The organism is Desulfovibrio oxyclinae DSM 11498, assembly GCF_000375485.1.
GTDB classification, from domain to species: Bacteria; Desulfobacterota; Desulfovibrionia; order Desulfovibrionales; family Desulfovibrionaceae; genus Pseudodesulfovibrio; species Pseudodesulfovibrio oxyclinae.
The window spans coordinates 1-14408 of record NZ_AQXE01000002.1 but is presented as its reverse complement, the minus strand read 5'-3'; the positions used below and the strand labels follow the sequence as shown (position 1 = coordinate 14408).

The window sequence follows — 14408 nt, the reverse complement described above, 5'->3', positions numbered from 1 at the left end:
AGTTCTTTAGCAAGTAATAAAGTTGTTAAGCGAAACCGCTTCTGGTATTCCTGAAAATGGAAACAACCAGGAGCGGTTTTCTTATGGCGAGGAAGAATTATTCCCCCTCGGAAGCAACGTTTCAGCGCTGGCTCAAAGAAGGGCGTGGGGCTGGCCGAGGGGCTGCGTATAAACCGTGGCTGACGGTCAGAGATATCCCTTCTCAGGGCCGCTCACATCGTATCTTTGGGCACAAGTCCCAGCGCACACATCACCTGTTTTCCGATCTTGAGCTGGCTGTATTTCTGATCCTGGAATGGCAGACCGACATCATGGAAATCAGGGAGCAGTTCCCTCTTCAGCAAGAGGTGACAAAAGAGTTATCGACGAAACATGGCATCGCACACCCGTCTATCAGAGGTGTGCCCCAATATTTGTCGTCCGACTTTCTGGTGAATTCATCTCGTTCAGATATTCCGAAGTTCGCATTGCAGGTGAAGTATTCCAGTGAACTGGCGAAGCCGCGAGTAATCGAAAAACTTGAGCTGGAACGAAGGTACTGGAAGCAGAAAAGCGTTCCTTGGTTCTTGGTAACCCAAAAGCAGGTGTCACCTGTTGTGATTAAAAACATAGACTGGCTTTACTCTGCACAGCGTGACTCAATCCCAGATGAATCTCTGGTTCATCGAGTCAGTTTTTACAGCTATCAGTTTGAAAAGAACCCAAACATGCCGGTCATTGGTCTCGCCAAAATGCTAGACGTTAATTACGAGATGCCGAACGGAGAATCCCTAACGGAAATACGTCAACTGCTCGCTCAACGCTTTTTCACGTTCGACATACATCAAGAGATCCACAAACTGACTCCGGCAGATTTGGCCTTAACGGATACGAAGATCATGCAGGAGGTCCTCCATGTTCAGAGTAAATGAGGTCCTTGACTACAACGGTCAGTTATTCAGAGTGCTGTCCGTGCTGGCTGAGGAGGTGGTTTGGATTAAGGTTGAGGATCCCAAAGCGTTTCCGTCCCTTGTCCTCGTTCGCGAACTCGTCAAAGGGCTGGATGAGGACGCTCTAAAACGCACCAATGATCCCTTTGCCGATCTCGCGTTAGTAACCCCGAAACGTGGCAGTGCTACGCAAAAGCGACGCGATAAAAACCATGCTTTGATACAGCCTATAGTGTCAGACCCGTTTTTCTATGAGCCGAATGTGCGTGCAAGTCGGATCAAGGAGGTTGTTGCCAATCAAAAGGTCTCAATGCCGACAGTTTACACGCTTATCCGCCGATATTGGCAGCAAGGGCAAACGCCCAATGCTTTGCTGCCAAATTACAAGAATTCGGGAGCGAAAGGGAAAAAGAGAAAAGCGAATACCAAGAAGCTTGGCAGGCCTCGCATATACACACCTGGCGTAGGCGCCGTTGTCGATGATGAGGTTGAACGCCTTTTTCGAATCACAATCGACAAGCACTGGCTGAAGGACACAGAAATCAGCTTTTCTTACCTTCATCGCAGGTTCAAGGATCGTTATGAGGCGTATTACCCAGACGTTCCTGAAGAGGAAATTCCAAGCAAATGGCAAATGCTGCATTTTTATAAACGTGAATATGCTCAGGCGAACAGTCTGGAGAAAAGAACGGACCGCATCAAATACAACAAAGATGTCAGACCCCTCGACTCTACGGCAAACACCAATGTCCTTGGTCCGGGTTCTCGCTATGAAATTGATGCGACGATTGCTGACATCTATCTGGTCTCGGACAGCGAGAGGGGCAATATAGTTGGGCGTCCGGTTATCTATCTGGTCAAAGATGTATTCAGCAGGATGGTCGCTGGCTTTTATGTTGGTTTTGAAAACGCCTCTTATGTTGCCGCCATACAGGCCCTATCAGTGGCAATGACTGACAAGGTAGAGCTTTGTGCCGAGTTTGGATTTGACATTGCCAGCGAAGACTGGCCAACCGTCGGCTTGCCGAGTGCCATACTCGCTGACAGGGGAGAGTTGCTTGGCCAACAGATTGAGTCGCTGGAAAGCAACTTCTCAATCCGGGTTGAGAACACGCCACCTTACCGGGGAGACGCTAAAGGAATTGTTGAGCGTAATTTCCGAACTCTCCAAGCTGATTTCAAGCCCTTTGCCCCAGGTGTTGTCGGCAAGACTATGATTAGAAAACATGGAGGGCGCGACTATCGGCTTGATGCCAAGCTTTCTGTTCGTGAGTTTAAAACGATTATTCTTTCTTCAATATTGATGCACAACCGGTTTCATGTACTGGAAAAGTATGATCGGGAACCGGACATGCTGGCAGATTTGGAGATGACACCGCTTTCCCTTTGGAATTGGGGGATTCAAAACAGAACAGGGCGATTACGGGCGGCATCCGAAGAAGCCATACGAATCAGTCTGTTGCCACGAACGAAGGCAACCGTGTCCGAACTCGGGATATCTGTATTTGGGGTCTACTATACGTCTCAGGAACTTCTGGAAAGGGGATGGCTGCATCGGACCAAGGAAGTCCGGAGGCCACAGGGGTTGCAAGCCGCGTATGATCCAGCGTCCGCTGATATTATTTACTTATTCCCAGATGTAAACGGCAGTGAATATTGGCCATGTCGATTAACCCAACGTTCTCGTGAATTTGCTGGAGCCTCCTTTTGGGAAGTATGGCAAGTGAAAGACGCCCAGAAAAAAGCAACTGCGAAAGGGAAACTGCGAGAGGATGAGGAAAAAAGAAAGCATGAACAGCTTGTCCAGAACACAATAAACAAAGCTCAGCAGCGTGCGCCAAGGGATGTGGGCCGGAACAATGCTGAGCGTATTCGGGAGATACGAACTAATAGGAAGAATGAAAAAAGAGCCGAGCGACAGCAACGCAGTCAACAAAATGGTCAGAAGGCTAAGGCTGTAAAGGCCAAAACCATCCCGTTTAAGGATACGGAGGCAGAGGACTACTCCTATCCTGACTTGACGGATGAAATTTTTGGTAACGAGGATAAGTAGATGCCTCTCCCAAGGAATATGGTGACAGCCGTATATGAGCCGAGCTGCATCCCTCAGTACAAGGGCAACCCTTTGATTGAGGCCTTGCCGCCTTTGATGAACAACACGAAGGTCATCAGAAATCTGACGGGGAAAATACAATTTGATCCCAAGACGATTTTTGCTGAGGGGCGCGAAAGGGCGCATGTGATATCCTCTCTCCTGGATGATTTCTTCCAACCACTCACGGCCCATATCCAGCTCGAAGAGAAAGTGTCGATTATGATGAGGCAGGGGTATGTCGGAAGGAATCTGGCAGATGGCTCACTCAATACCCATATGCAGAATGGGTACGAGAGGGTCATGACGGGAGAACTGGATGCCTTTAAGTTCGAACACGCAAAATCAACAGCTTCAAGCCTTTCATTGATCGGCTGTTCTGGGAGTGGGAAGACAACTACTATTGCGCGTATTTTTGCGACCTACCCGCAAGTCATTTATCACGAAGAGTATAATTTCACGCAGATAACCTATCTCAAGGTTGATTGCCCTCATGACGGGACATTGAAGAACCTGTGTATTCAGTTTTTCAGGGAGATCGACCGGGTTCTTCATACTGACTATGAGACAAAATATACCGGCAAGCGGCATGGTGTAGAAAAGCTTCTGGCTATGATGAGTCAGGTTGCTAATCTTCATGCGATCGGAGTGCTTATCATTGATGAGATACAACACTTGGATCGCCGGCGTTCCGGTGGCGTGGCCAAGATGCTGAATTTTTTTGTCACGCTCGTTAATACGATTGGCCTGCCAGTCATATTCGTTGGGACGCCCAAAGCCATCCCCATCTTTGAGAAAGATTTGCGTTCAGCAAGGCGCGGGGCTGGTCTTGGTGCGCTGATATGGGAGCCAATGAAAGAACCCGAATCAAGCATCAGAGCTCAGAAAGAGTGGCAGGCGTTCACTGATAGGCTCTGGAAGTATCAATGGCTTCAAAAGCGTGATGAGAAACTCAGCGAAGACCTGCGTGCCCGCTGGTTTGATCTGTCGCAAGGGGTGTTGGACATAGTCGTCAAGCTCTTTGTACTGTCTCAGCTCCGTGCTATTTCAACCGGCACAGAGCGTATTACTCCAAGACTTATGCAGCAGGTGTATCGTGACGAACTAAAACCAGTACACCCTATGTTGGCAGCATTGCGATCTGGAGATCCTGAGCGAATTGCCGAATACTCTGATCTTATTGTCCCCAATATCGATCAGAAATTGCTTGAACTGACGGCTACGATCAAGTGTCAGGCGCCGCTTATTCAGAAGGCTGCGCCCTTGGAAGGCAATTCTCAAGCGCAACGGCTGTATAACCTGCTCGTCGGGATGGATTGCGATGAAGAGATCGTTCCTTCTCTTGTTGAGAAAATTCTGGACGAGCATCCCAATCTCTCAACGTCCCAAATGATCGCAATGGCCCTAGAGAGATACGAAGCTCCGCGTAAGTCTAGTAAGCTTCAAAAGTGCAAGTTACTTCCGCAAAGAAAGTGGCATACCCTTGACTCCGAAGATCTCCGTTTCATGTTTTCTCAGGGTGGTCCTGAAGAAATGTATGAGCAGTTTGAGAAGCGTTCCCTGATCTTTGATGTGGAAAACTGGCTGAGCAAGTCAGGGTAAGACAATGCTTAACTTTCCTGTGCCATATCCTGATGAACTTCTTTACAGTACTGTGGCGCGGGCCGGTGTTCATTTTGGCATAACCAGTCCAAAGCAACTCCTTGATGAAGTCTTTGGAGACAGGAAAGCTGTGGCCACTGTTGACCTTCCTTCCCATATTGAATCCATAGTTGCTAAATATCCCTCATCCCTTGGACTGACCCCGGAAAGACTCGTGTATGGACACACCTTGTTTCCGCTCTACGCTCCCTTCGTTCCTGAACCACGACGCAAGAAGACATTTGAAGCGATGATGTGTCGAACAAGTGGTTCTGTCCACTTGGCCTTGGGCGCCACAACGTCCTTGGTGCGGCGTGGTAAGTATCTTCGAATTTGCCCTCAATGCCTGGAAGAACAGCTTTCGAAATATGGCGAGCTATATTGGAGTCGCCAGTGGCAAGTAAAAGGATGCCGATACTGCCTCAAACATGCGAGGCTATACGAAACGAAACATATGCTGAGCCACTATCATCGGCATGCCTTTATTCCCCTTGCACCGTCTGTTTATTGTCTTCAACGACCTAAGTCACAGCCTCATGACAAGCGCATCGAAAGAAGGGTGCAGGAACTAATGAATCATCCACCAGAAAAGTCTTCTAGCTACGAACAGTGGAGTCTTTTCTACCAAGACGCAGCCCGAAATGCAGGGATTACCCGAAAAAGCAAAGTCGTCTTTGAAGCGTTGAAGCACAGAGTCTTATCCCGTTGGCCTCCACAGTTGCTTGCAGAACTCGGGATCTCGATTACAGATAGCTCCTCGAACTGGCTTAGGCTTATTATGCGCAAGCACCGGAAAACGTTTAGCTATTTGCAGCATATTGTAGTTTTGGAGTCCCTGCTTGATTCAGAGTGGCGTTTTGAGGATGTCTTTAAGAAGGTTCAGGGACAAATCGCTAAAAAAAGGTCCAAATATCCGCCATTGAAGCAGGCATCACCCTCGATTCTTAATGCCAAGCGAGAAGAATGGTTGGGTTTGGTGAGCGCAATGGGGACAAGAAATGCGAGACGCGCGGGCGGTGATGCCATTTACACTTGGCTTAACAGACACGATAGGGCTTGGTTGAGGCAAGCTTGCGAGAAATTCAAAAGAACCACACGATCTGTAAATCGGCGAGTCAATTGGGAAGACCGCGACAGGAAGATTCTTGAAAGACTTGAGAGTGTAAAACGGGCACATACTGACAAGCTTGATTCCCCACGCAAAAGCAAAGGCTGGTACTGTGATCAAGCTGATTGCAGAAATATGATACGTAAGATGCACAAGCTGCCATTTTCAAGGGCTTTTCTGGAAGAGAATAACGAAGATGTTGCCAGTTATCAGATAAGGAGGATTGTTCGGGTCCTGCAGGCTCAAGATACAACTATTGAATTACCATATTGGGAACTTTTGCGATTGTCCGGTTTGAGCGACGAGAGGCTGAAGAGGCAAACCAGATTGTTTTTGCGAACTCTAGGATGGCCAACATGACGATACTCACACACAATGGCATTGACAACGACGTTGAGATAGTTGGGGTAGGACCATATTTCCGGCCAGTTGGTGGTAATAGGTGGAGGGTTGATTTAAAGCTTTCCCCAAAACAGGCCAAAGATTCGTTTAGTGCTTCCAATGCATCATCAGCAGTTAGGGGGCGCATCATCAACCCAGCTGTGAAGGATAGTAAACGAGGATGGGAGCATTCTTTTCATATTACCAATACCGCAAACTGGACTGTCAAGACCATCGGGGAATGTCCGGTCAACCGTTTGGAAAAAAAAACGAATCCTCATCAGTTCTGTTTTGTTTTCAGTCTTAGTAGTGGACTCACTATTTATCTTCCTCAGTTTGAGTTGGCGCGCATCCTTTTCTTCCATGGAAACTACCTTTCACGAACCGCCATTGAGTCTGAATGCCTGAAGGGTGAATTCTCTGTAGAAATTGATGAGGAGGATAATGTCCTCATCAGTGTGATGGAATCATCTGGCTTCACTTTAGCACATCTCAACGAACCAAAATCTCGCAATTATCTTTCGTGGATTTTGCTTGATGTTGATGTGCGAAAGTCTTTTGAGAGTATCACAAGATATCAACGAATGAATGGGATCGATTTCAAGAGTTACCGTAGATGGAATTTCCAATTTGATCCTCCGCCACTTAAAGGGGTTGAACTGCATGTCCGCGGTCAGTATTCCCGTGAGCACAATACTTGTTTTGTCTTTGAAATCGTCAAACTAAAAAGGATTCCCAACCAGGTGCATAAAAGCATTGGCATTTGGCACCCGAATTTTGAGCATTTCGTCCCTGGACAAGGTACTATTGCTCAACTTGTTGGCGGAGATGGTGAGGCGCCATTGACTGTCTGTGATGACACTGAATCGAATGCCAACATACAGCCCATCACGGTGGAAGCTGAGGCTGTGTCTATGGAGTTCCAGAATCCTTTCTATGTGTCCAAAGTCACTACCAAAGAAAGAAAACGGGCAGCCAGTGATTCGTACGAAGATGGCGGTGACGGACTTGTGTTTGTCAGCACAGAAGAGGGAGTGCAAGGATACGGGCTTCCCGGGGGTGATCTGGACATATTAGATGACGAAACAGATTATAGCGAAATCTACGCTAGTAAGTTCAAATGTTTTTCAAAAATGGTTCAAATGCTGATTGAAGAGCATGGATGCTTTTTAATATCGAATGAGATCATTGAGTTGCGAAAAGTTGGAAAGAGCAAGAAGCACCTTCTTGCCGATGGCTCTGCTAGGACGCTTGCTGACGTGGCCCTGAGCGTTCAAGGCAAGACATTCCATCTGCTTGAGGTAGATACTTCAGATGCAGAAAGCTCTGTGTCCACCCAGATTCTTCTCCCTAACGATCCGAAATCCTGGAAACATGATATTGAGACGGTTGCAATTGAACTGGTTAGATCCTCCCTCAGGTGGCCCCTAAAACAGCTTGATATTATATGCGGTGAAAATGGCCACAGGGGGGTGCACCACCCAAAAGCGCCAGAAGGTAACAAGGGTATGCTTGCACCTGACTCTGTCGGCGGGTGGGCTGCGAGAGTTAATCAGTGGCTTCACTTACTGACATTGGGTCAAAACAGGTCATTCACCTCTTGATTATAGTCTTTCCGTACTGTATGTGAGTTCAAGCTTTCAAGATTGTGGCGGCTAAGACAACATATGAGGGTGATCGTTGAAGTCTCATGGTGAGATAATGAGTCGTTAAGTGGAGACAGATAGGGTCGACACATGCTGAACACTTGTTGAGATAATCTATAATCGCACTACAAGGAAATGAGATGACAACAAAATCATTTAGCTTCACACCAAGAGTTTTGGCTCATTTTGGTGATGAACTCATCCGAAATGAGGCCATAGCTCTTACTGAATTAGTTAAGAATGCTTACGACGCATTTGCGACGAAGTGTAAAGTGACGTTTTATTTTGACCCCAATAAAAAGAAAGAGTTCCTGCCAATTCGTATTGACATTCAAGACAATGGTACAGGGATGACTTCTGATGACATTGTCAACCACTGGCTAACAGTTGGTACGGATAATAAACAAAAAATAATAGATGAATACAAATCTTGCCCAGACAAAGCCACTCGATTGCCATTAGGAGAAAAAGGAATCGGGCGTTTGGGAGTTCATAAACTTGGTGAAAAAGTTACGCTGATAACTAAAACGAAATCATCTGAGGCCATTAAGTTGGAGATTGATTGGTCAAACCTGAGTACGGCCAAAAAGCTGGAAGATTTTAATTTTCCAATCAAGCCTTACAAGGGAAATTTTGAAAGAAATAGTGGAGTCACTATTCGAATTGAAAATCTTCGAAAGAAGGCTGGGTGGACTAGAGGTAAGCTCAGGAGCATATTCAGAGCAATTACAGCGTTAAATATGAGCTTTTCCGAAGAGGATTGCCGTCTTCTCTCAAGCCCTAGGGCTAATAATTTTTTGGCTCACTCTAAAGCAATCCAATCAACAAGCGATGAATTTAAAGTATCTGTGGCAAGCGAAGGGAATGATACCATTTTCGCAGGGTTAAAAAGCTTCGATGATATTAAGCAGTCAGCCCTTTATGAGTGTGATATATTATTGGAAGGAGATAGAATTACAGATTTCGAATATAACTTTAATCCTTGGCCGTCAATTTCTGAAAACTTTCCACCCAGAAAAGTTAGTTTTGATGAACTGACGCCAATCGAACGCAATCTTCAACGTCTGAAAGAAAAAGAAGATGAAGAGGACGCTCGCAATCCGCTACTAAAAAGCAAGAAATTTGTGGACGTTGATCTCGCTGACGTTGAGATAGGTCAAATTTATGTGAAGATTTATGTCTTTGAACAAACAACATCAATCACAAAACATCTTGATGCTCGAGGAGCAGTTAAGGATTACTTGCAGGAGAATTGCGGAGTCAGGGTATATCGTGATGGTATCAGGGTATACGATTATGGAGAAAAGGGCAACGATTGGCTTGGATTGACTGCTGTGGGCAGTATCGGAGAAAAACTTAGGAATGAGCACACACTAGGCTTTGTTTTTTTGGATAGAAAGTCAAGTTTGGATCTAATTGAAAAGACTAACCGAGAAGGTTTTATCGAGAATGTCGCATATAAAAAGTTTGTTCAGGCTCTACAGTGGGCCATCACATACGTGTTTTTAGAACGAAGGAATCGCGACAAAAGACATCTTGCTGAATTTTATGGAAAGACCGTTGAGCCCGTAGTGACTCTTTTGAGCGAGGCAGCTGAATACATTCAAGCCAATGTTGAAGATGATAGTCAAAAGAAAGAGCTTACAGCCTTTGTTTACAAAATTGAAAAAGAGTACAAGCACATAATAGGCAGATTGTATCAAAGTGCAGGCATTGGGGTTCTTAGTCATTCAATAATCCATGAACTTGAGAAGGTTATTAAAGAAATCAATGCCATCTTTGATTCTGGAGAAGATTTTGACAAAGCAAGAAAGGCAGTGAGGCAGCTTGATGAGACTTTAAAAAAGTTTTCATTTTTAGTTAAGCCATCGGAAATAAAGAAAACAGAAACATCTAAGCTATTTGCAAATGCCTACCGTTTTTTGCGGATGCGAATTAAAAACCATTCGATAGATTTGATGAAAGAGTTTGAGCAATCAGACTTCAAATGCAAAGCATCGTTAACTCATGCCACCAATATTATATTAAACGTCTTTGATAACTCAATTTATTGGCTTAACAATACCAAGGATTTTGGAAAGAGGATAGTTGTAGCTGTAACCGATTCTTTGGAAACCGGTTACATAAGCATGATTATTGCCGACAACGGGCCAGGCTTTCCAGATGACCCACATTATTTGATCAAACCATTCGTATCTACCAAGCCAATGGCAATAGGGTCAGGGCTAGGGCTGTATATTGCTGATGAGCTAATGACAGGGATGGGTGGCAAGATAACTTTCCCCGATTTTGAAACTGTGTCAAATCATATTGATAATGACTTGGCTTTTGCAAAAGGCGCAATTGTATCGTTAAATTTCAAGAGTAAGTAATAGAGAAGTATTCTGGAGTTACTGATGGAAAAGATTGAACGACTCGACTGGGTTAAGTCCGCAATAATCATCGATGATGAATGGGAACAAGTAAAAGACTTGAACTATCAGTTATCCGCAAATGGGATTGCTACGATATATGTGAACCCAAACCCGGCAGAGGATGCTGAAAATGTTATTGATTCTTTTCCAGAAAACACATTGAGTAACTTTGGCTTGGTTTTTTTAGATATTGATTTGGGACATGGGCATTCATTTAAAAATCAAGTTAGTTTTGTGGTTGGCGCACTAAACGAATGGCTCTCCCCAGAATGCGGCCCGTATGGTGTTGTCGTATGGTCTCGAGAGGAAGGTGTACCCACAGACGAGGGCCAAGATGCCTTGTTTTATATAAACAAGGCTTTTGACGGCAAAGGGTTTGAAAAGCCCAAGCCGCTTTTTGTCACTAGTTTAGATAAGCCTAGTTTTTTAACTAAGTCGGATCTCTTTAGAACGCTCACTGCCGAGTTAAAAAATAAGCTAAGCGATTCTAAATTAGCGTCCTTTTTTTCTGCATGGCAGGCAGGGGTTTTAGACTCAACGGCAGAGTCATACAATTATATACGGGACTGTGCTGAAGTCTTAACAGATAAAGTTGGCAATAGTGTAGAAGATAATTTTTTAGATGTTGTAAAACACGCAACATATAAACATTTTGGATTTCCCAGTAAGCCTGGTGATGAGTTTGAAAAAGTGCTCTCCAAGTTTTCGTTTTGTTATATTTCTCACATCTTGTTTGATAAAATGAATAGTCGGTTTAGCACTGGAGCTCCTGAGAGCATTTATGATGATAGCATTGACAGTGTTCAGAAAGTTTTCAACACCAGAAAACTTTCTGTCCTAGGCATGAAAAAGCTAATGGAGAAAACTTTTAAAGCTAATGGACATGGCCTACAGAAGCGCTCTCTCAAAGACATCGGGAAAAAAATAGAAAAAATATCCGCCAAAACTCATGAAAACATTGAAGCGTACGATGACATTGTCGCTCGTTTGAACTTCATTGAAATATTTGAAGTTCTTGAGGGTAAGGACGGAGAAGGCTTGTCAGGAACTATCTATCGAAAGGGTGGCACGAACAAGTTGTTAATCAACATTACCCCTCCGTGCGATGTAGCGAATTGCAAAGCCGAAGGAGAAATATGCTTAGCAGGGTCAATGTATATGGGCGATACAATAAATCGCGCGAGAAAGAAACATTCGGACAATAAGCATGGTGGGCAAAAGCTTTTCCTTGTCCCGCCGGCTAAATTTGCTGACAAATTTATCGTATTGAAATTTAATTTAACGAAGATTCAACGAGATAAAGATATTACATATAAATCCTTTTTGCGCATGAAGGACTCGACATTCAATGATTTGATGCAAAGATTTGGTTATCACAACTCACGTTTGGGCGCACGGAACTTATAAAGGTATTGAAAGTGGTATAAGAGCCCATGTAAAGTCCCCCATCTTAGGGCCAGTTAAGTGTAGAGATTTCCGACCGGTTGGAGATGCCCCCGTTTTAGGCCCGGGCTTGTGTGAGTTCCCGGCGTCTTTCCAGCCCATCCATTCCGGGCAATTGCCCGGAATGGATGGCAAATTCAATGGGCGTCAGGTTGCCCAGAGACGAGTGAGGACGACTCGCATTGTAGTCTTGCCGCCACGCCTCGACCTTACGCTGGGCATCCTCTAGAGACAAGAACCAGTTCACATTGAGACATTCGTCTCTGAAACGACCGTTGAAAGATTCAATATATCCGTTGTCTGTAGGTTTTCCCGGCCTGGAAAAGTCCAGTTCAACGTGGTGTTCATAGGCCCATTTGTCCAAGGCCTTTGACGTGAACTCCGGTCCATTGTCGCACTTGATACGTGCTGGCAATGACCGATCAATGGCTATCTTTGCCAGCACCTCGGTCACCTGCTCACCCGTAATACCCTGGTCGGCTTCAATGGCCAGACTTTCCCGCGTATAGTTGTCGACCACCGTCATCAGCTTGAACCTGCGGCCGTCAAAAAGAGCGTCGCTCATGAAGTCCATAGACCACACTTCATCGGGCCGCGTTGCGCTTTCTGTTTTTTCACGGTGCACAGCGCTTACGATACGCTTTGGTCTTTTGCTGCGGAGCAACAGTCCCTCCTCTTTGTAGAGGCGATATACGCGCTTATGGTTGATTTCCCAGCCCTCTCGGCAGAGCAATACGTGAATGCGTCGGTAACCATAGCGAACTCGGGTTGCGGCGATCTCACAGATTCTCATACGGAGCTCGGCCTGATCGTCGGTCTTGCGTCGGTAGGCATACAGCGAACGGGAGATGAGCGCGATACGGCATGCCCGACGGATGCTCACGTCGTAGTCGCCCCGAAGGTCGTCCACCAACTCCCGACGGCGATCAGGCCTCAGAGCTTTTTTGACAGCACATCCTGAAGCATGACTTTGTCGAGACTCAGATCCGCTACCATCTGCTTGAGCTTGCGGTTTTCTTCTTCGAGCATCTTCAGACGGCGAAGCTCGCTGGTGCCAAGGCCGCCATACTTCTTTTTCCAGCGATAGAAGGTCTGCTCGCTGATCCCCATTTTACGGATCACTTCCTTCACGGGAGTCCCATGCTCGGCCTGGCGCAGGGCAAAGGCGATTTGTTCTTCGGTGTAGGGGACACTCCATAGAAAGGGAAAAAACGCACGCTTAGAAAGCGCCCCAAGTGGTTCCCCCTCCTCTTAAATGTCTGACTGTTGTAATAATAATTTCTAATTGCGAGACAGTAAAAAAACGCGATCGTTATTTCTTAATAAATATTTCATACTTCTTGATCTTATTGTCCAACGTCGTGCGCGTGATGCCCAGCAGCTTTGCCGCCTCGCTTTTATTGCCTTCCGTCTGTGTCAGCGTTTCTTCGATGGCAACCTTTTCGATCTCTTGCAGCGACTTGCCGCCTACGTGATGCTGGCCTCCATTGGAGCCACTAACATTTTCGAAATGCTGCGTAAGTGCTGAAGGCAAATCCTTTTCAGACACGTATTCACCAGCGGAAAGAATGACTGCTCTTTCCACTGCGTTTTCCAGTTCACGGACATTTCCGGGCCAATCATATTTCACGAGCACATCCATTGCCATGGGGGTAAATCCCTTCAACTGCTTTCTGTTGAACTCGGAGAAACGCTTCAAGAAAAATGTAGCCAACAGTGGTGTATCCTCTCCACGCTCCTTCAAAGACGGAATCCAGAGGTTCACCACGTTCAGCCTGTAATACAGGTCTTCTCGGAAATTCCCTTTTTCGACTTCAACCAAGAGGTCTCTGTTGGTTGCTGCGATGATTCGGACATCAACCTTCAAGACTTTGTCACTGCCGACTCGTTGGATTTCTCGCTCTTGAATTGCCCGGAGCAACTTTGCCTGCATTGGCATCGGTATTTCACCAACCTCATCCAAGAATATGGAACCACCGTTGGCTTGCATGAAACGGCCATCCCTTTTCTTGTCTGCTCCAGTGAACGCACCTTTTTCATGGCCGAAGAGTTCTGATTCTAAGAGAGTGTCAGTCAGGGCAGCGCAATTGACAGTCACAAGCGATGCCTTCTTCCGGTTGCTGTTTGCGTGGATCGCTTTGGCAAACAGTTCCTTCCCGGTGCCACTCTCGCCGGAGATCAAGATCGTGGCCTCAGTCGATGCGACAGTCTTAACCATACTGATAAGCTCGTTCATGGGCTTGCTGTTGCCGATAATGTCCGTCAGGCTTGAGTCTTCCGATATTCTCTCTTTGAGGGACTGGTTTTCCTTGATGAGCGTCATGTGGTCCAGAGAACGCTCCAAAGTCATATTGAGTTCATCAAAGTTCAAGGGCTTGGTCAGGTAGTCATACGCCCCCAACTTCATCGCCTCCACAGCCGTATCAACGGAAGAGTATGCGGTCATGATCACAACCGGAATGGCCGGGTTATATTCCTTGATCTGGCTCAGGGCTTCAATGCCACCGATTCTTGCCATTCTGACGTCCATCAGAACAGCGTCAAAGGGAGCCTCCTTCACCTTNTCAATGGCGTCTGCCCCATCTTCCACGCCCACAACAGCATACCCCCACCCCGTAAGCATCGTTTCAAGCATTGATAGGTGTGCTTTGTCATCGTCTACAACTAAAATCTTGGCACTCATATTTACGCCGTTCCTTTTGATTCTATCGGAATGAGAATGGTAAAAGCTGTTCCATTTGGCCCGGTATATTC

Annotated in this window: 9 protein-coding genes; 7 read left to right on the top strand and 2 right to left on the bottom strand. The window is 46.0% G+C overall.

Annotated features, from left to right (window positions below; translation table 11 throughout):
- Positions 1–83: 83 nt before the first annotated feature.
- The 7 genes from B149_RS0102740 (at position 84) to B149_RS0102710 (ending at position 11618) form a co-directional block, all read left to right on the top strand.
- Positions 84–911 (top strand): heteromeric transposase endonuclease subunit TnsA, encoded by an 828-nt coding sequence (locus B149_RS0102740; RefSeq protein WP_018123630.1) that lies wholly within the window; start codon positions 84–86, stop codon positions 909–911.
- Positions 895–2982, top strand: a complete 2088-nt coding sequence (locus tag B149_RS0102735) for a Mu transposase C-terminal domain-containing protein (protein ID WP_018123629.1) — start codon at positions 895–897, stop codon at positions 2980–2982. Before B149_RS0102740 ends, B149_RS0102735 begins: the two co-directional genes overlap by 17 nt.
- A gap of 96 nt (positions 2983–3078) precedes the next feature.
- Positions 3079–4623, top strand: coding sequence for an AAA family ATPase (locus tag B149_RS0102730; RefSeq protein ID WP_245533183.1), 1545 nt, complete (start codon positions 3079–3081; stop codon positions 4621–4623).
- A gap of 4 nt (positions 4624–4627) precedes the next feature.
- Positions 4628–6130, top strand: coding sequence for a TnsD family Tn7-like transposition protein (locus B149_RS18195; protein WP_026167415.1), 1503 nt, complete (start codon positions 4628–4630; stop codon positions 6128–6130).
- Positions 6127–7755, top strand: a complete 1629-nt coding sequence (locus B149_RS0102720; RefSeq protein ID WP_018123626.1) for a Tn7-like element transposition protein TnsE — start codon at positions 6127–6129, stop codon at positions 7753–7755. The genes B149_RS18195 and B149_RS0102720 overlap by 4 nt, the downstream gene beginning before the upstream one ends.
- A gap of 182 nt (positions 7756–7937) precedes the next feature.
- Positions 7938–10169 (top strand): sensor histidine kinase, encoded by a 2232-nt coding sequence (locus tag B149_RS0102715; protein ID WP_018123625.1) that lies wholly within the window; start codon positions 7938–7940, stop codon positions 10167–10169.
- Between the two features lie 24 nt (positions 10170–10193).
- On the top strand, positions 10194–11618 hold the full coding sequence (locus B149_RS0102710; protein ID WP_018123624.1) for a hypothetical protein: 1425 nt from the start codon (positions 10194–10196) through the stop codon (positions 11616–11618).
- A 94-nt stretch (positions 11619–11712) separates the two neighbouring features.
- On the opposite strand, the gene B149_RS16225 is transcribed toward B149_RS0102710, so the two are convergent.
- A protein-coding gene (locus tag B149_RS16225) for an IS3 family transposase (protein WP_425386871.1) occupies positions 11713–12824 on the bottom strand; the annotation gives its coding sequence in 2 pieces (ribosomal slippage) (positions 11713–12590 and positions 12590–12824; 1113 coding nt in all).
- A 142-nt stretch (positions 12825–12966) separates the two neighbouring features.
- Complete coding sequence (locus tag B149_RS0102695) at positions 12967–14337, bottom strand: sigma-54-dependent transcriptional regulator (protein WP_026167413.1); 1371 nt, start codon at positions 14335–14337, stop codon at positions 12967–12969.
- Positions 14338–14408: the final 71 nt, after the last annotated feature.